General features: G+C 52.7%; 13 protein-coding genes. 4 read left to right on the top strand and 9 right to left on the bottom strand.

Annotated elements, in window-relative coordinates; all coding sequences use genetic code 11:
- Window positions 1-23: 23 nt before the first annotated feature.
- Window positions 24-1886, bottom strand: coding sequence for a DUF885 family protein (locus ABYK60_RS03660; RefSeq protein ID WP_372870573.1), 1863 nt, complete (start codon window positions 1884-1886; stop codon window positions 24-26).
- A 228-nt stretch (window positions 1887-2114) separates the two neighbouring features.
- Here ABYK60_RS03660 and add point away from each other — a divergent pair, with 228 nt between their 5' ends.
- A complete protein-coding gene (add, locus tag ABYK60_RS03655; RefSeq protein WP_372870572.1) occupies window positions 2115-3113 on the top strand; it encodes an adenosine deaminase in 999 nt (332 codons plus the stop codon).
- A 70-nt stretch (window positions 3114-3183) separates the two neighbouring features.
- On the opposite strand, the gene hemN is transcribed toward add, so the two are convergent.
- Window positions 3184-4560, bottom strand: coding sequence for an oxygen-independent coproporphyrinogen III oxidase (gene hemN, locus ABYK60_RS03650; RefSeq protein ID WP_372870571.1), 1377 nt, complete (start codon window positions 4558-4560; stop codon window positions 3184-3186).
- Window positions 4561-4662: 102 nt separating this feature from the next.
- Here hemN and ABYK60_RS03645 point away from each other — a divergent pair, with 102 nt between their 5' ends.
- A complete protein-coding gene (locus ABYK60_RS03645; RefSeq protein ID WP_372870570.1) occupies window positions 4663-5934 on the top strand; it encodes an amidohydrolase family protein in 1272 nt (423 codons plus the stop codon).
- A 62-nt stretch (window positions 5935-5996) separates the two neighbouring features.
- Here the strand turns inward: ABYK60_RS03645 and ABYK60_RS03640 are convergent, their stop codons facing one another.
- From ABYK60_RS03640 to ABYK60_RS03625, 4 genes are all read right to left on the bottom strand, one after another.
- Window positions 5997-6464: a DUF2489 domain-containing protein gene (locus tag ABYK60_RS03640; RefSeq protein WP_372870569.1), complete on the bottom strand. Its 468-nt coding sequence runs from the start codon at window positions 6462-6464 to the stop codon at window positions 5997-5999.
- 17 nt (window positions 6465-6481) lie between these two features.
- Window positions 6482-7018, bottom strand: coding sequence for a Der GTPase-activating protein YihI (gene yihI, locus ABYK60_RS03635; protein ID WP_372870568.1), 537 nt, complete (start codon window positions 7016-7018; stop codon window positions 6482-6484).
- Window positions 7019-7055: 37 nt separating this feature from the next.
- Window positions 7056-7736 carry a class I SAM-dependent methyltransferase gene (locus ABYK60_RS03630; protein WP_372870567.1) on the bottom strand — a complete coding sequence of 227 codons (681 nt, stop codon included), beginning with the start codon at window positions 7734-7736 and terminating at the stop codon, window positions 7056-7058.
- Between the two features lie 773 nt (window positions 7737-8509).
- Window positions 8510-9130 carry a cytochrome c gene (locus ABYK60_RS03625; RefSeq protein ID WP_372870566.1) on the bottom strand — a complete coding sequence of 207 codons (621 nt, stop codon included), beginning with the start codon at window positions 9128-9130 and terminating at the stop codon, window positions 8510-8512.
- Window positions 9131-9298: 168 nt separating this feature from the next.
- On the opposite strand from ABYK60_RS03625, the gene yihA reads away from it, so the two are divergent.
- Window positions 9299-9958 (top strand): ribosome biogenesis GTP-binding protein YihA/YsxC, encoded by a 660-nt coding sequence (gene yihA, locus ABYK60_RS03620; RefSeq protein WP_372870565.1) that lies wholly within the window; start codon window positions 9299-9301, stop codon window positions 9956-9958.
- Between the two features lie 1170 nt (window positions 9959-11128).
- On the opposite strand, the gene polA is transcribed toward yihA, so the two are convergent.
- Complete coding sequence (polA, locus tag ABYK60_RS03615; protein WP_372870564.1) at window positions 11129-13900, bottom strand: DNA polymerase I; 2772 nt, start codon at window positions 13898-13900, stop codon at window positions 11129-11131.
- A gap of 386 nt (window positions 13901-14286) precedes the next feature.
- On the opposite strand from polA, the gene elbB reads away from it, so the two are divergent.
- Window positions 14287-14940 carry an isoprenoid biosynthesis glyoxalase ElbB gene (elbB, locus tag ABYK60_RS03610; RefSeq protein WP_372870563.1) on the top strand — a complete coding sequence of 218 codons (654 nt, stop codon included), beginning with the start codon at window positions 14287-14289 and terminating at the stop codon, window positions 14938-14940.
- Between the two features lie 35 nt (window positions 14941-14975).
- On the opposite strand, the gene glpG is transcribed toward elbB, so the two are convergent.
- Both glpG and glpE read right to left on the bottom strand, forming a co-directional pair.
- Window positions 14976-15809: a rhomboid family intramembrane serine protease GlpG gene (gene glpG / locus ABYK60_RS03605; protein WP_372870611.1), complete on the bottom strand. Its 834-nt coding sequence runs from the start codon at window positions 15807-15809 to the stop codon at window positions 14976-14978.
- The gene (gene glpE / locus ABYK60_RS03600) at window positions 15806-16114 is read right to left on the bottom strand and encodes a thiosulfate sulfurtransferase GlpE (RefSeq protein ID WP_372870562.1); all 309 of its coding nucleotides are present in this window, start codon (window positions 16112-16114) and stop codon (window positions 15806-15808) included. Before glpE ends, glpG begins: the two co-directional genes overlap by 4 nt.
- Between the last annotated feature and the right edge of the window lie 8 nt (window positions 16115-16122).

The following is a 16122-nucleotide window of genomic DNA, read 5'->3' as shown; positions in this document are numbered from 1 at the left end:
CAGCCCGGGGCTTGTGCGTGAGTTCAGGCCGCTTTGGCTGCGGCAATAAAGTCGTCTATCTGCTGCTCCAGCACCGACAGGGGCACACTGCCGTTGGCCAGCACCGCATCGTGGAAGGCGCGGATATCAAACTTATCTCCCAGTTCAGCTTCGGCCCTGGCGCGCAGACGTTTTATGGTCAACTCACCAATTTTGTACGACACCGCCTGACCTGGCCAGGAGATATAGCGGTCAATTTCAGTGTTAACGTTGTGCAGCGACAGTGCCGTGTTGCCCGCCATAAAGTCGATGGCTCGCTGGCGGCTCCAGCCCTTGGCATGCATACCAGTGTCTACCACCAAGCGGGCGGCGCGCCACATTTCATAGGTCAGGCGACCAAAGTTGCTGTAAGGGTCGGTGTAGAAGCCGCCTTCCAGCCCAAGATATTCGCTGTACAGACCCCAGCCTTCACCGAAGGCTGAGATATAGCTGTAGCGGCGGAAGTTGGGCAGCTGATCCAGTTCCTGATTGAGGGCGATTTGCAGGTGATGACCGGGCACGGCTTCGTGCAGGGTCAGAGCCTCCATTTCGTACAGTGGCCGCTTGTCCAGCGCATAGGTGTTGACCCAGTAGTACCCTGCTTTATCGGGGCTGGACGAGCCTGAGTAGCGACCGGTGGTGTACTTGGGGGCGATTTCGGCGGGTACCGGCTCAATGCCATAGGGCTGACGTGGCAGCTTGCCAAAGAACTTCGGCAGCATGGCGTCGGCCTTCTTGGCGATATAGGCCGCTTCTTTAAGTAATTGCTCCGGGGTGGTGGCATAGAAGCGTGGATCGGTGCGCAAAAAATGCAGGAACTCATCGAAGCTGCCTGTAAAGCCGGTGCTCTTGATGACTTCTTCCATTTCGGCGCGGATGCGGGCCACTTCTTTGAGACCTAACTGGTGCACCTCGTCAGAGGTCATAGTCAGGGTGGTGTAGTAGCGCACCCGGTTCTCGTAGAAGTCCTGGCCGTTTGGCATATCGTAGGCGGCAATGGTTTCACGGGCGTTTGGCATGTATTCGCCGGTCATGAAGTCATAAAAGGCCTGATACTGGGGCAGCACTTTCTCGGCCACAGCCTTGCGACCGGCTTTGGACAGCTCAGCCTTGTCGGCGGCACTGAAATGAGACGGAAACTCTTTGAAAGGTGCGAAATAGCTACTGTCTTCCACTGGCACCATAAAGGCACTGATACTGTCTTCAAAGCCCTTGAGAGTCACCTTGGGCGGGGTGATCCCGCTTGCCACTCCCTGACGCAGCCAGAAGATTTGTTGGGCAAAGTATTGCGGCAGGGCATTCAACTTAGCGAGGTAATTGTCGTAGTCTTCGCGGGTTTTAAAGTTACCCTTGGCGATGGAGGCTATATAGGCATGGAAGCCGCCTTCGGATGAGATGGGCATGTAATGGTCTTTAAACTGATACATGTCGACTTCATTTTGAATTTGGCCCTGAAGGATATCGGCATTGATGCGCTCCGCTTTGCTGAGCTTGCTTCTGTTCAAGGCCTTCAGTGACGCCAGCAGGCTTTGGCGCTTGAGTTGTGTTTCGGCCATGCGCTCCGGTGACAGGTCACTGAGTTTACCTGCGGCGGTGCTGTCACCCTGGTCGTATGCCATGGATGGACTGATTTCCAACTCCAGTTGCCAGGCATTGTCGATAATGCTTTGCAGGTTGGTATTCAGGACGGGACTGGCTTGAGTCACGGGATGCGTAGCCGGCTGTGCTTCCTTAGCCTGCGTTGTGGAGGTACGGTTCGCGTCATAGCTGTATTTATAGGCTTCACCTACTGTGGTGGTGACGCTGCAGCCAGTTACTGCGCTGGCTAAAGCCAGTACCAGCAGGGATGGATAAAAGTGCTTTTGCATGCCATTGTCCTGTAATTCTTGTGATATCCAAGCTGGGATTATGCCTGACTCCCATTACCTTGCCAGCCCGACGGGGCGATTTTAGTCACCAAGATTGTGAGAAAGTGTTGAATTTGCGAACAGAATGCATATAACTCGAAATGGGATGTCAAAATGCGTGTTAGACTTAATCCCTGCCCAGGACCAAAAAAACTAGATACTGGCGGGGCTTTAAAACAGGGGTTAATTATGATCGATAGCAAGATTCCATTGGTGGATCTCCACCGACATCTTGATGGAAACGTCAGGGTGCAGACCATTTGGGAGCTGGGTCATCAGCATGGTATCGCCTTACCGGCGAACTCAATTGAGACCTTGGCGCCGTTCGTGCAAATACAGGGTATAGAAACCAGTCTGGTCGCGTTTTTGAAGAAGCTCGACTGGATGGTGGCGGTACTCGCCGATCTCGATGCCGTGCAGCGAATTGCCCGTGAAAACGTGGCCGATGCGGCGCTGTCAGGTCTCGACTACGCTGAGTTGCGTTTCAGTCCATATTACATGGCAATGAATCACAAGCTGCCGATTGAAGGTGTGGTGGAAGCGGTTATCGACGGTGTAAATCAGGGGCTGAAAGACCACCCTAAGATGAAGATTAACCTGATTGGTATTATGTCCCGCTCCTTCGGTGTGGATGCCTGTACCGCCGAGCTGAATGGCCTGCTGGCCCACAGTGACAAGCTGGTGGCCATCGATTTGGCCGGTGATGAGCTGGGCTTCCCCGGCACTCTGTTTAACGATCACTTTAAGCGGGTACGCGACACTGGACTCAACATCACGGTGCATGCCGGTGAGGCAGCAGGTGCCCAGAGCATGTGGCAGGCGATTCAGGAATTGGGCGCTACCCGTATCGGTCACGGTGTGAAGGCAGTGCATGATCCTAAGTTGATGGAGTATCTGGCCAAGCACCGAATCGGTATTGAGTCTTGCCCCACTTCCAACCTGCAAACTTCCACTGTGAGTTCACTGGCTGAGCATCCGCTGCGCACCTTCGTGGATGCCGGTGTACTTGTGTGTCTGAACACTGACGACCCGGGCGTGAGTAATATCGACATCAAACACGAGTATACGCTTGCCCACAACGAGATGGGTTTCAGTGCCGCTGAGCTGGCCAAACTGCAGGCCAACGGCGTTGAGATGGCGTTTATCTCTGACTCAGAGCGTAAAGCGCTGTACGCTGCCAAAGCCTGATTTGAGCGATTTAGCTGAAAAAAAAACCGGCCCAGAGGCCGGTTTTTTGTTGGCTGATGAAGCCTGAGGCTTAAATCACCCGGGAGAACTGCTGCTGACGGGCCTTCTCGCGGTAGTACACGTCGAAGCACATACAGATGTTGCGAATGAGCAGGCGGCCGGTCTCCGACACGTGAATGCGACGGTTCTCAATGGTCACCAGTTTGTCGTCGATGAAGGTTTGCAGCAGCTTCAGATCCTGGGCGAAGTAGTCTTCGAAGGTGAAGCCGAACTTTTCATCGATAACCGCCATATCCAAATCGAAATGACAGATAAGCTGTTTAATCACCACCCGGCGGATTTCGTCGTCGTGATTCAGCTTGCAACCTTTCCACAGCGCATGACCATGGTCGTCGATAGCTTCGTAGTAGGGGCGGATGTCTTTCTGATTCTGGGCATAGCAATCGCCAATCTGGCTGATGGACGACACACCAAGGCCCAGCAGGTCACACTCTTCCTGGGTGGTGTAACCCTGGAAGTTGCGGTGCAGCTTGCCTTCCCGTTGCAGACGGGCCAACTCATCATCGGGCTTGGCAAAGTGGTCCATGCCGATGTACTGATAACCGGCGTCAACCAGGGTTTCGATGGTCTGGTGCAGGATTTCGAGCTTCTGCTGCGGTGATGGCAGATCTTCGTCCTTAATCTTGCGCTGGGCAGCAAAGCGCGCAGGCAGGTGGGCGTAGTTGAACACCGACAGACGATCTGGCGACAGGTCCAGGATGCGCTGGATGGTTTGGGCAAAGCTTTCCGGCGTCTGATGTGGCAGGCCGTAAATCAAATCCACGTTGGTGGACTCAAAGCCCATGGCTTTGGCTTTACCAATCAGGTCGAAAATAAACTGCTCGTCCTGCGGGCGGTTTACCGCTTCCTGAACCTGCTTGTTGAAGTCCTGTACACCGATGGAAATACGATTAAAACCGGCTTCTTTGAGGGTGTCGAGCATGGTCAGCTCAATTTCGCGCGGGTCAACTTCAATGGAGAACTCACCTTCATCAGCAAAGTTGAAGTTGTCCTTTAAAAGCTTGGTCAGACGCAGAATTTGCTCTGGGCTCAGGAAGGTAGGTGTACCACCGCCCCAGTGCATCTGGGTAACTGTATAGCCCTTGAACAGTGGGGCACGATTTAAGATTTCATTCGCCAGATATTCGATGTACTGATCGGCCTTGTGGGCGTGACGGGTGATGACCTTGTTGCAGCCACAGTAATAACAAAGCTTGGCACAGAAGGGAATGTGAATATAGAGTGACAGTTTATCGCTCTTGCTGTGCTCGATGGCACTCAGCAAATCCTGCTCAGTGAAACCGTCGTTGAACTCCAGCGCTGTGGGATACGAGGTGTAACGGGGACCGCTGTAGTTGTATTTCTCGATCATCGACTGATCCCAGCTGATTTGGGTGGGCTGCTTCAAGTCGTGTCCTCCGGTAATTTAGCAATGGGCGAAGTATGAGGCCTTTTCGGCCAAATAACCTTGATCCAGGTTGTAAATTTCATCACAGGAGAAGGAATATCCATGAAAAAGACGCTCTTGTCTGTCACTTTGTGGGCGTTATGTGTGAATGCTCACGCGTTGACCCTCATCCATGCGGGTGTTGTTATCGATGGTGAGTCATCCAAACCCATGCAAAAGGCAACAGTAGTGCTGGATGGCAACCGTATTCAGGCGGTAGAGAGCGGTTATCGCACGCCGGTAGAGGGCGATACCCTGATTGATTGGCGTGACGGCACCCTGATGCCGGGCTTTATCGATATGCACACCCATCTTACCTTTCAGGGTGACAAGAACGCTTACCTTGAACCTTACACACTCAACCCTGCCGATGTGGCCCTTCGCGGGGTGATGTATGGCAAGCGCACCCTCAACGCGGGCTTTACCACGGTGCGGGATCTGGGCGATGCGGGTAATGCCTCTATAGCGCTGCGTAACGCCATCAACAAAGGCTGGGTGCAGGGACCGCGAATTTTTACTGCCGGTACCAGCATTGGCACCACAGGCGGCCATGCCGACAAGACCAATGGCCGCAATCAGGAACTGGTGGGTGATCCGGGGCCAAAGGAAGGGGTGATCAATGGCTCTGTTGATGCCTACAAGGCGGTACGCCAACGCTATAAAGACGGCTCAGACCTGATTAAGATAACTGCAACAGGTGGGGTGCTGTCGGTGGCCAAGAGTGGTGAGAACCCCCAGTTCACCGATGAAGAGCTGAAAGCCATTGTAGCGGCAGCCAAAGACTACGGTTTTAAAGTGGCTGTGCATGCCCACGGCAAAGAAGGCATGAAGCGCGCTATTCTGGCCGGGGTGAATACCATTGAGCACGGCACCTATATGGATGATGAGCTATTTGCGCTGATGAAGAAGCACAAGGTTGCACTGGTGCCGACCCTGACCGCAGGTGAATATGTGGCCGAGAAAGCCAGAATTGACGGTTTTTTCCCGGAAATAGTGCGCCCCAAGGCCGCCAAAATTGGCCCGAAAATTCAGGAGACTTTTGCGAGGGCGTATAAGGCTGGGGTGACTATTGCCTTTGGCACCGACGCCGGGGTGTTTGAACATGGCCGCAATGGCCGCGAGTTTGTGTTGATGGCCCAGGCTGGTATGCCGCCCATGGCTGCAATTCAGTCAGCTACCTCGGTGGCGGCTGAAGTATTGGGACAGAGCGAGCTGGGCGCCATTAAAGTGGGCAATTTTGCTGACTTGGTCGGGGTAAAGGGCAATCCGCTGGACGATATTAGCTTACTTGAAAATGTGCAGCTGGTGATCAAAGACGGCGAGCAGGTGAAATAACTTCAGCTAAAAAAGAAAAGGGCGCTCAGCGCCCTTTTTTGTTGTCATTGATGCCAGAATACTCAGTGGCAGGCAGAAAGCTTGAAATCTTTGAGACGCTTGGCGTCATCCAGAATCGCCTCTGTGAGTTCAGCCTCGGACTTCATCCGCTCGAAATCGAGCTTCATCCGTTCCTGCTTTGGCAGTGCCTTGCGCTCTTCCATGATGGGATGATTACGGATGAGCTCAAAGTGCTGGAACAGCGCCGGATAGTCGCTGCTGACGCGCTCAGACAGCGACAGCACCTCAAACAGGCGCGCAATGCGCACCACGCCCTCGGATACTTCACATCTGTCTTCCAACATGGCGTGGGCGATATAGCGAATGTCTTCAAATATCGACTCGCGGCGGGCATCGGTGGCAGCCTTGCGCTCAGCCTCTGCCGCAGCGCGGGCTTCATTTTGCTTTTTCAGTTTACACAGCAGTGATGCCGCATACGCTGTGAGGGCAAGCACTATCACTACAGCAATAATGACGAGAGTAGAGGACATGGTTCGCCAGCTCCGTTTTAGTCTTTATCCTGATACTGTTTCAACAGTTCGGCGCCAGACTCGAACTTGTCCAGCAGGGCGTCATCGTCGTCTCTGACGTCGGCCTGGCTGTCGTCCAGATCGCTGATACCGAGTTTGTCCATCAGGGCTTCGATTTTCGACAGCTGCTCATCGAGCCAGCGCTGATCGTCTGCGCCAAGGACACGACCTTCTTCCAGTTTGTCGAGCAAATCATTCAGTCGCGGATCTTCCTCAAGCTTTAGCAACAGCTGTTCATCGGTCAATTTTGGCTGCTTCGGCTTTTGTGCTTTCGCTGGTGTCGGCGTTTGTGGCGTCAGCTCCAGCGCTACCGGTTTTTTACTGCCGTGGCGGGGGTCTTTACTGCTTTTTTGGCCTGAACCGCCTTGCTTGTCATTGCCGGGATTCTGACGACTACCGGATTTATTGCCGGTGTCGCGCTTTTTGGTTGAGGGCACGCGCTCAGACTTTGAGGTGCGGGGCGCATGTTTGGGCGCTGTACCGCTTGGTTTACGTGACTTTTTGATTCGGGTCATGACTGTGTTAACTCCGCAGTGCCTGGAACAACCCGGTTTATTCACCCGGGGTCAAGTTTGGGTCGCGTTTTATAGCAGATCCCGATGCTTTTTGCATCAGGATGAGGTCGTTTTCGGCAAATATTAGCCTAAAGCCGCTGTTAGCAGCCAGATATTCAAAGGTTTCCCGACTCGGGAAGCTGACATGGGCCAAATTATTCTTGTGATGCCACTTATCGAAACGCGCCGGTTCAGTTAAAAGTCGGGTACTGAGTGCCAGATACCCGCCCTCATTCAATAGCCGCTGGAACAGTTGCCATTCCCGGTAAGGTGAGCCGAAATGCTCGAACACCCTATAGCAGCAGATGAAATCGTATTGCTGCTGAAGGGCTTCGCTGTTGGGTTGTACGAATGGATCGTACTGGCTCAGGTTGTGGCCTGCCGCTGTGATTAATTTAAGGGTTTGCTCATCAAGAAGTCTGCCATAGTTGAGACCATTCAAGGGTGATGCCTGATCGGTAGCCAGTTCATTGAGTAGTGGTAAAACAAACTGTGGCAAGTTGCGCTGATTCTCAAGCGAGCCGCCGCGGCCATAACGACTGCGAATCGCCTGTGGGGGCAAATGGTTCGCACCATCAACAAATACCAGACAGCACTGCCCACAGGCATGGAAGCTGCGTTTCTTATCCTGGTGAAACAGCCTGATGTCGGGCCTTAGGCAGAGAGGGCAACGTCGCATGGGATCCCATCATTGAGGCGAGTGGCGGGGCGGGACAAGTATATCACGATAAAGAAAAAAGGCGGCAGTTGCCTGCCGCCTTAACATCGGTGCCTCAGCACCTTATCCTGATTCCAAGTATCCTTACTTGCTATGTGACTTTCCCGGTCAGATCCGTCTTTTTTTTACTGCTTTCCTTGCGGAAATTTCTCGTTTTTGGTCTTCCAGACGCTTTATTCGATTTCTGTCACCATCCTGATAACAGTTTCCGTAGATGGTCTTTGACACATCCGCTAACCAACCCGTCTTCTGTGACGATAAGCAAACCATCCTTGTCGCAGGTACCTTCCAGTGATAACAGCATCCAGCCGGTGCATCCAAAGCATTACGCTTCCAGTGCGCTCTGTGCAAGGCACAGATTCCTGTTGGTTCAGTATCCCTGAAATTTTAAGGGGAGGGCTAAACAGCCAGGTGCCAAAATCGGCGTTCCCTTATTTTGATTTACCCGGATTTCATTATGAAATCTCTGCTCATTATTATTATTTGCGAGCGGGTTTAGCGATGTTATTGTTATTAGTTAACTTTATTCTTATATCTTGAATGTAAAACGTACCGAAACCTGTATGTTGTAAGTATGATTTTTGTTCATACAGCTGGGTTTGTTTTGGCACGAGGGCAATTAAACCGAAAAGCGTGATCGGTGTCAAGCAAAAATAAACTCAGTTTACGTAAACGTAAACCTGTGGGGGCAAAAAAGGGCGATAACACTCGCCCTTAATGTCACCCCTGAATCGTTACTTCAGGTTTGCGATGTACTTGGACAAGGCTTCGATGTCAGCATCACTGAGCTTCTTGGCCACATCCTGCATCATGCCGTTCAGGTCGTTGGTGCGACCCTTGTCACGGAACTTGGTCAGTTGGAGCTTGATGTAGTTGGTGTGCTGGCCTGCAACCATCGGGAAGCCAGCTTGCTCAGTACCTTTGCCTTCGGGGCCGTGGCAGGCCACGCAGGCGGTGATACCACGAGACATGTCACCACCCAGATACAGCTGTTCACCCAGCGCCGGTACGTCGGCTACTGGTGCATGGGTTTGAGTCTGGCTGGCGAAAAACGCGGCCAGATCAGCCATATCCTGTTCGTTCAGGGTCATTACCATGCCACCCATGATAGGGTCCATACGGCCTTCTTTGCCGCCGGTTTTCATGGCGTTCTGGAAATCGTGCAATTGCTTTTCCAGATACTTGGCGTGTTGACCAGCCAGTTTAGGGTACATGTCGATCATGCTGTTGCCATCGGCGCCATGGCAGGCAACGCACAGAGCCGCTTTGGATTGACCCGCAGCCGCATCACCTTCAGCCATAGCAGTGGTAGACATGGCAGCGAGAACAGACAGCGCAAGAGCTAACTTTTTCATAGCGTTCCAACTTCTTGTTAAGATTATTGTCCTGAGCTTACCGGCCTGGCCCGCAAGCGTGGTAATATAGCGTAATGTGATCGGGGCAATATTTTACACGAAAACGTGTAAAAGTAAGCAATTCTTCGACAAATTCTGCCCAAGCCTGACAATAATCCGGAGTCTACAGTGAGCCAAACCCGTATCGATTTTCGCCAAGCCAAGTTTTTGATCAGTGCGCCGGATATCGCCCATCTTGATAAGCACTTGCCAGGTGACTCTGGTGTTGAAATTGCCTTCGCTGGCCGCTCAAATGCCGGTAAATCCAGTGCACTCAATGCCTTGACTGAGCAAAAAAACCTGGCGCGAACCAGTAAAACGCCAGGCCGTACCCAACTGATTAACGTGTTTGAATTGGATAGTCAGCGCCGTCTTGTGGACTTGCCCGGCTACGGGTTTGCCAAAGTTCCCTTGGACATGAAGCGCAAGTGGCAAAACGCCCTCGGTGAGTATCTGCAAAAGCGGCAATGTCTGAGCGGCGTTGTGGTATTGATGGATATCCGTCACCCTCTGAAAGATCTTGACCGTCAGATGATTGAGTGGTCGGTGGCAAGTCAGATTCCGGTGCTGGCGCTGTTAACCAAGGCCGACAAACTGGGGCAGAGCGATAAAATGAAGACAGTTAACGCGGTACGTAAAGAGCTGGCCGAGTTTGGTGATTGGGTCAGCGTTGAGTCTTTCTCATCGTTAAAGGGAACCGGTAAGCCTAAGGTGCTTTCGATTCTGGATGCCTGGTGCCATCCCGACTGGCTTGATGAGCAAGGTGAAGCCGAGGATGTTGCCGGCTAACCCAACCACAACGCTGTTGTTGAAAACGCCGCTAGCGGCGTTTTTTTATTGTCTTAAAAACCAGTGTGTTAATTTGAATTTAGTCAGTTTAAATATCAGGCATGCCGGATTGGATGATGCCAGAGCTTGTGTGCCTGGTTGGCGCAGGTAGCCGATGAAATTAAGGCATAAAAAAACGCCGACGAACCAGCCATCGGCGCAAAGTATTAGCTCTTTTGGGGAGAAGCTAAAAATTCAACAAGACTCAAGTACCACCAAACTGCTTCGATGGCTCTCAATGAACACATCTTATCCGCTCTCCCAGTAAAGTTAAAGTAAAAGCTCTAATATTTTTTCAGGGCATAAAAAAAGCCCCAGCATACGAGATGCTGGGGCGCCATAATTTGGCATCACTATTAAGTGAAATAAAGGTCTGAAAGATAGAACATCTTAACCTCTGTACCCTACGCCAAGAATAATACCTCATCAGGCGGTAATATGAAAACAGTTTTTTCAAAAAAGAGACAATAATGTGAGGCCGATCCCAGGAGAATGCTCATAAAACAAGCTCTGCATGATCTAATAATTACACTATTAGGCTTTAAAACAGTCGCTTAGCGTTATATTGTGACGTTTTGGGATTTTATTTGATCAAAAGTCTACATTCAGAGTGTTTACTCGGTTTTGGTTTTTTTTGCCGGATAGGGTACGGATTGTTCGTAGGTTTGGACTGGTAAAGGGGCAAATGCCCACATCAAAGGTCAGCCTGAACCGGCTTTGGGAGCCTATGGGAAACCAAAAAACCGATTGTGGCAGTATGGCTGGGATGTGCAGCAGGGGTTAGTGCCGACTCGGTTCAATATAAGCAACTTTACGGCTTAATACCCATTGTTTACCACCATCTGCTTAGTGTTTGTCTTCATGATGCAGCGAGCCACGGTAGCCGGACATAGGATATGTTTAATGTGCGGTAGTGTATGGTAATAAAGGTTGAAGCTTGGTGAGGGGCTTGATAGGGGACGGGCTTTTGTGCTGGCTCTCTGGTGTAATCATGCCGCGCGATACTGCTGTGAAACATCAGTACACGATTGTTTGCGCTTGAAATGATATCAGCAGTGATTGAATCGGTTTGCACCACAATACCAAGATAGAGCCGCTGGCGGTGAGGACGCTGCCAGCGGCCTGATACTATCAGTGGGCCTGATCCCAGTTATCACCCAGACCGGCTTCAGCCAGCAGAGGCACGTCCAGGTTTGCGGCGGCTGCCATCATTTCACACACCTTGTCTTTCAGGACATCAGCCTTATCGGCATCTACCTCGAACACCAATTCATCGTGCACCTGCATAATCATCTGGATTTCGCCATTGGTTTCGGTCTTAATCCAGTGCTGAACGGCAATCATGGCTTTCTTGATGATATCGGCAGCTGTGCCTTGCATGGGGGCGTTAATGGCGGCGCGCTCGGCAGCCTGGCGGCGCATCGCGTTGCGGTCACGGATTTCCGGCAAATACAGACGGCGGCCAAACAGGGTGGCTACATAGCCTTGCTCCGAAGCCATGGCGCGGGTGTCTTCCATGTACTTAAGCACACCAGGGTAGCGCTTAAAGTAAGTATCTATATAGCTTTGAGCCTCGTTGCGGGGAATGTCCAGCTGACGGGCCAGACCAAAGGCCGACATGCCATAAATCAGACCGAAGTTAACCGCCTTGGCGCGGCGGCGCTGCTCAGGCGTCACTGTCTCGAAGGCCACATCGAACACTTCGGCGGCGGTGGCGCGGTGAATGTCCTTACCTTCGGCAAAGGCACGCAGCAAGCTTTTATCCTGCGACAGATGCGCCATTATCCTCAGTTCAATCTGCGAATAGTCCGCTGCCAGAATGCGTTTGCCTTCAGGTGCCACAAACGCCTGTCGAATGCGACGTCCCTCTTCGGTACGAATTGGAATGTTCTGCAGATTCGGGTCGCTGGACGACAGACGACCGGTGGCGGCGTTGGCCTGATGATAACTGGTATGAACCCGACCGGTGCGGCCATTGATCATCAGTGGCAGCTTATCGGTGTAGGTGCTTTTCAGCTTGGTCAGGCTGCGGTGCTCAAGGATAATTTTTGGCAACGGGTAGTCCAGTGCCAGCTCTACCAATACCTCTTCAGCGGTGGAAGGGGCTCCCTTTGGCGTCTTTTTAATAACCGGATAACCCAACTTGGTGAAAAACAGCTCCTGTAACTGCTTGGTAGAGGACAGGTTAAAGGGTTCACCGGCAATCTCGTGGGCTTTTTGCTCAAGCTCGTCAATCTTGCGTGCCAGCTCGTCGCTCTGTTGCCCCAGCATCATGCTGTCAATGAGTACGCCGCGGCGCTCGATATCAGACAGCACATCAATCAGCGGTAATTCAAGCTCGGTAAATACTGATTCGAGACCTTCTTCTTTACTGAGGCGCGGCCACAAGTGCTGATGCAGCCGTAAGGTGATATCAGCATCTTCCGCTGCATAGGGCGCGGCTTGCTCGAGGGCAATTTGGTTGAACGTGAGCTGCTTGGCACCTTTACCGGCAATTTCTTCAAAGCTGATATTCTTGTGGCCCAGATACTTGAGCGCCAGACCGTCCATATCGTGGCGACTGGCCACCGAGTTGAACACGTAGGATTCGAGCATGGTATCGAAGGCCACGCCTTTAAGCTGGATACCGGCATTGGCCAGCACGCTCATATCGTACTTGAGGTTTTGGCCCACTTTTTTAATGGCGGGATCTTCCAGCAGTGGTTTGAGCTTGGCCAGAGTGGCGTCCCGTGGCAGCTGCGTGGGGGCACCGGGATAGTCGTGTCCCAGTGGCAGGTAGGCAGCCTTACCGGCTTCAATGGCAAAGGACAGGCCCACCAATTCGGCCTGCATATAGTCGAGACTGGTGGTTTCAGTATCCACAGCAATCAGCTCGGCCTTACTCAGTTTCTCGAGCCAGGCATCCAATTGGGTTTCGGTCAGCAGGGTGTCGTATTGGGTTTCGATGGCCGCAGGCACCGGGGTTTCAGTGGTCTCGACACTTGCCTGCGCTGCAGATGCTTTGGCGCCCAGGGGCGACTTGTTATCCAGTACTTCCGCAAGCCAGCGCTTGAACTCCATTTCGCCATAACAGGAAATCAATTCATCGCGATTTGGCTCAGTGAGTGACAGCTGATGCCAGTCCTGCTCAAGCGCCACATCAGTTTTGATGGTCGCCAGCTGATAAGACAGTTCCAGCATTTCGGCGTTATCGCGGATTTTGGCAGCCATGGTTTTGGCGCCGCGGAATCCCAAATCTGTAACGCAGTCAGGTTCCGCCAGCAGTTTGGCCACGCCGCCTGCCCCGGTGAGCATTGCCAGTGCGGTTTTCTCGCCTACGCCCGGCAGACCGGGAATGTTATCGGCTTTGTCGCCCATCATCGCCAGCAAATCGATAATCAGCTCTGGCCCCACGCCGAATTTGGTGGCCACTTCGTCCGGGCCAAGTATGGTATCGGTCATGGTGTTGATCAGGGTGATATGTTCGTTCACCAACTGCGCCATGTCTTTATCGCCGGTGCTGATAAGCACGCTGCGACCTTCTTTGCCCGCCTGCACGGCAATGGTGCCAATCACGTCATCGGCTTCGACGCCGGAAATGCTGATAAGCGGAATACCCAGTGCCTTGATGATGCGATGCAGTGGCGCAATCTGGCTGCGCAGGTCGTCGGGCATGGGTGGACGGTGGGCCTTGTAGTCAGCGAACATTTCATTGCGGAAGGTCGGGCCTTTGGCATCGAATACTACCGCCATCTGGGTAGGTTGGTACCGTGCCAACAGGCTTCTGAGCATGTTGACCACACCGTAGACAGCACCTGTGGCTTCACCCTTGGAGTTGGTCAGGTGAGGCGGTGCATAATAGGCGCGGTAAAGATAAGAAGAACCATCCACAAGGATGAGCGGGTTGCTGGCAATATCAGGCATAAAATTGGCGTCGGCAGTCCATGGATTCTTGGGGGCTAAGCATGCCACAGATATAGGAATTCGGCCACAGCGAACGGCTCACGGCCTGTGGATAAGTCTGTGGGCTAAAAGATCAACAAATTGTGATGTCATTCGATAATGCTGAAGGGCAAGTTTGTATATTGTTGATAATTATTGTTTTTTAGTTTTTCTGTGAGGGGTTTGGCAATTCCGTTAAATCTTCCTGATCTGTGGATTTCTTTGTTGGTTGTTTTTGTTTGTCCTGCGAGCCATGCTACTTCCTGTTGCTCACCAAAGACGATGAACTAACTTAGCACGATTTTTAATCAGATCAACCGATATGTGTCTAGTTTGTTAAAACCAAATTACATAAGAGGGAATTTTTTATGAAAAAAATAGCAGTGCTATTGGCTGGTAGTGGTGTGTTCGATGGCAGTGAAATCCATGAGGCCGTGCTCACTCTGCTGAGCCTGTCCCGTGCCGGCGCTTCCTATCAGTGCTTTGCACCGGATATTGACCAATTGCATGTGGTGAATCACTTGAGCGGCGAGGTTGCCCAAGGGGAGCGACGCAACGTGTTGGTCGAGGCGGCGCGTATTGCCCGTGGCGATATCAGGGCGACCAGCGAGCTGGATGTGGCCGGCTTTGATGGGCTGATCGTTCCCGGCGGTTTTGGCGCGGCCAAGAATCTGAGCAACTTTGCATTGGTGGGTGCCGACTGCGAAGTTGCCCCTGAGGTGCGCGATTTTATCGCTGAATTTGCATTGGCGAAAAAGCCAGTGGGCTTTATTTGTATTGCTCCTGTGATGATCCCCAAGCTCTACGGCAAGGGCGCGAAAGGCACCATAGGGACTGACAAGGGCACCGGCGAGGCTTTCTGCGCCATGGGCGGTGCGCATCAGGATGCATCAGTGCACGAAATCGTAGTGGATGAGGCCAACAAGGTGGTGAGCACCCCTGCTTATATGCTGGCGGGCAGCATTGCCGAGGCGCACTCGGGCATCGAAAAGCTGGTCAATAAAGTATTGGCGATGGCCTGACCGTCGTCAGCGGTTGTCGCTGCCCGGTAAAACGCTCAGCGGCGACGACTGTCCCACAGTCCCTGCAATAAGCCTACCGCAAGGCCGCCCAAGTGGGCGCAGTTGGCCATGGACAGGCCGAGAATATCGAAGAACCCCAGCAGCAGCCAGATCAGCATAAAGCCCATATAACTTGCAGGCAGACCTATGCCGGCGGCAGGTTTACGTACGCCCATAATCCAGGTGTAGCCAGCGACGGCATACACAACTCCGGAGAGGCCGCCGAAGTTGGGGCCCGAGACAAAGTATTGCAACACGTTGGGCAGGGTGCCTGCCACCAGTAGCAGCATAAGCAGTGGTGCCGTGCCAATGCGGGTTTCGATTTTTCCACCCAGATACCACCACCACAGCAGGTTAAAGCTGATGTGCATCAGCGAGAAGTGCAGCAGTGACGGGGTAAACACCCGCCATACTTCGCTGGTGTTCATCGGGCCTGTGGCTCCGAAAAAGCTCAGCAGTTCGTAGGTTTGATTGGCGAAGCCCAGATTGAGGGCGCCATAAACCAGCATGCAGGCGGCAAAGATAATCAGGGTGAGTGGACCTGCGGCAGTCACGAAGCGGCTAAGCAGGGCAAGCCCGGGGGCACCGTAATCCAGATTGGCCGAAGTGGTGCCGGTTTCCCAGGACGCAGCAAGATACTTATCGTCCATGGGATGCTGCACAAAATAGTCAAATTCAGCCTTGGCAGCACCGTAGTCGCCAGCATTCACCACCAGGAGCACCACGGCGTGTTCGTCCGCGGCCAGCCGGCATTCAATGCCGCGACTCTTGAGGTAATCCACCAGCGCCTGTGCGGCTCTGGGGTTTGGCAGGCGACCGAATTCCATCAGTGGTTGGCCTGATCCCAGGCGCTGTAACCGCCATCGAGGCTGTACACCGCATCGAAGCCCTGTTCAACCAGATAGCCGGCGGCACTTTGGCTGCTGATGCCGTGGTAGCACACCACGACCAGAGGCTTGTCCATATCGGCTTCGGCGATAAAGCGTGCCAGATTGTCATTGCTCAGGTTTACCGAGCCGTCGATATGGCCGTTGGCAAAGCTCTGGGGGTCGCGAATATCGGCGATTTGCACGCTGTCGCCAAGTTCGGCGCGCAGGTGGATAAGCTCATTTACACTCAGATGTTTGAATGACATAGGATTCT

It is taken from the genome of Shewanella sp., assembly GCF_041630135.1.
Classification (GTDB): domain Bacteria; phylum Pseudomonadota; class Gammaproteobacteria; order Enterobacterales; family Shewanellaceae; genus Shewanella.
The sequence above is the reverse complement of the archived record's forward strand: the minus strand, read 5'-3'. Positions and strand labels throughout refer to the sequence as shown.

Excerpts from the sequence above, each read along its gene's own strand:
- polA (WP_372870564.1), bottom strand. The coding sequence starts at position 13,900 with ATGCCTGATATTGCCAGCAACCCGCTCATCCTTGTGGATGGTTCTTCT.
- ABYK60_RS03645 (WP_372870570.1), top strand. The coding sequence starts at position 4,663 with ATGAAAAAGACGCTCTTGTCTGTCACTTTGTGGGCGTTATGTGTGAAT.
- ABYK60_RS03660 (WP_372870573.1), bottom strand. The coding sequence starts at position 1,886 with ATGCAAAAGCACTTTTATCCATCCCTGCTGGTACTGGCTTTAGCCAGC.
- yihI (WP_372870568.1), bottom strand. The coding sequence starts at position 7,018 with ATGACCCGAATCAAAAAGTCACGTAAACCAAGCGGTACAGCGCCCAAA.
- add (WP_372870572.1), top strand. The coding sequence starts at position 2,115 with ATGATCGATAGCAAGATTCCATTGGTGGATCTCCACCGACATCTTGAT.
- glpE (WP_372870562.1), bottom strand. The coding sequence starts at position 16,114 with ATGTCATTCAAACATCTGAGTGTAAATGAGCTTATCCACCTGCGCGCC.
- ABYK60_RS03625 (WP_372870566.1), bottom strand. The coding sequence starts at position 9,130 with ATGAAAAAGTTAGCTCTTGCGCTGTCTGTTCTCGCTGCCATGTCTACC.
- ABYK60_RS03640 (WP_372870569.1), bottom strand. The coding sequence starts at position 6,464 with ATGTCCTCTACTCTCGTCATTATTGCTGTAGTGATAGTGCTTGCCCTC.
- ABYK60_RS03630 (WP_372870567.1), bottom strand. The coding sequence starts at position 7,736 with ATGCGACGTTGCCCTCTCTGCCTAAGGCCCGACATCAGGCTGTTTCAC.
- elbB (WP_372870563.1), top strand. The coding sequence starts at position 14,287 with ATGAAAAAAATAGCAGTGCTATTGGCTGGTAGTGGTGTGTTCGATGGC.